The sequence below is a fragment of the Nostoc sp. CALU 546 genome, from assembly GCF_048836525.1.
Genome location: NZ_JAWJTF010000415.1, coordinates 1 through 1,425, shown reverse-complemented (window position 1 = coordinate 1,425; position 1,425 = coordinate 1). Strand labels below are relative to the sequence as shown.

Genomic DNA, 1,425 nt, shown 5'->3' with positions numbered 1-1,425 from the left:
CAAAGCGTCTACGCACCCCAAAAAGTAAAACGTATTGCCCAACTGATTGAATCATCTGGGGCAACTTTTGTAGATGCTTCCATCATTGGCCCACCTCCCAGAGTTCCCGGTCGCACGCGCATCTATGCGTCAGGAAAACACGCCAATGAATTGCAACAATTGCAGAATTATGGATTGGATATCCGAGTGATTGGCGATGAAGTTGGTCAAGCTTCTGGATTGAAAATGTCTTACGCCGCCCTCACCAAAGGACTGACAGCGATTAGTACAGAATTATTAATTGCTGCCCATCGTTTAGGTTTGGATGAGCAACTATGGAACGAAGTATCTAGTAGCCAACCAGAACTTGCTGCTATTCTCACCCGTTCTATTCCATCCATGACACCAAAAGCACATCGTTGGATAGGGGAAATGGAAGAGATTGCTGAAACCTTTCAAGAGTTAGGTCTGACTGAGCGGATTTTTTACGGCGCAGCTGATGTTTACCGCTTAGTGAAAGATACCTCTTTGGGCAAGGAGACACCAGAAGAACGTAACCGCGATCGCTCATTGAGCGAAATCATTACTATTCTTTCCGACGAAACTGCATCAAACTAAAGCTTGTAAATTAATCCGTGCTGTTGTTGACTTTGAATTTTTAGTAAATTCATGAACAAATTTAATTTAGTTATTTTTGATTGTGATGGTGTTTTGATAGATAGTGAGCGAATCGCAAATACTATTTTGTTGGAAATGCTCAAGGAAATAGGACTATTTTTAACTTTAGATGATGTGTTCGATATTTTTGTTGGCGCATCAATGACCCACTGTTTAGAAATAGTTAGAAATTTGCTTGGCAAATCTCTACCAGAGAATTTTGCTACTGAATTTGAGCAACGAACCATGCAAGCTTTCATGACTGATTTGCATCCAGTCCAGGGAATACATGATGTTTTGAGTAAGCTCAATCTTCCTTGTTGTGTTGCTTCAAATAGTAGCCCTAAGTGGATACAGAAAGCTTTATTTGTAACAGATTTGCTTCCTTACTTTTCAGATAAAATATTTAGTGCTTCAGAAGTTTCACGTAGTAAACCATATCCTGATGTATTTTTATATGCAGCCGATAAAATGGGATTTTCCCCAAAGGATTGTGTCGTTATTGAAGATACACCTACAGGTGTCACAGCTGGAGTTGATGCAGGTATGACAGTATTTGGTTATGCAGAACTGATTAACCCAGAAAAACTAAGAGCAGTTGGTGCATCTGTCGTATTTAATGACATGAAATTATTACCAAAACTGCTAGAGCAGCAAAATCAACCTTTTCTTAACAGTGGAAAGTAAAAGCACGATATCTAATCGTTATTGATGTTTTATTCGCAATATGAAAAGGAGTAAGAAGACCGAATTCAGGAGTCAGAATACCCCATGTCTGAAGTAAGGGGG

The 1,425-nt window shown here is 39.6% G+C and carries 2 protein-coding genes; both read left to right on the top strand.

The annotated features are described in order from the left end of the window. A partial coding sequence (locus RRG12_RS44170) for a DUF1932 domain-containing protein (protein WP_420763369.1) occupies window positions 1-597 on the top strand: 597 nt, incomplete at its 5' end. A gap of 51 nt (window positions 598-648) precedes the next feature. Then, a complete protein-coding gene (locus RRG12_RS44165) occupies window positions 649-1,323 on the top strand; it encodes an HAD family hydrolase (RefSeq protein ID WP_420761462.1) in 675 nt (224 codons plus the stop codon). Window positions 1,324-1,425 lie beyond the last annotated feature (102 nt).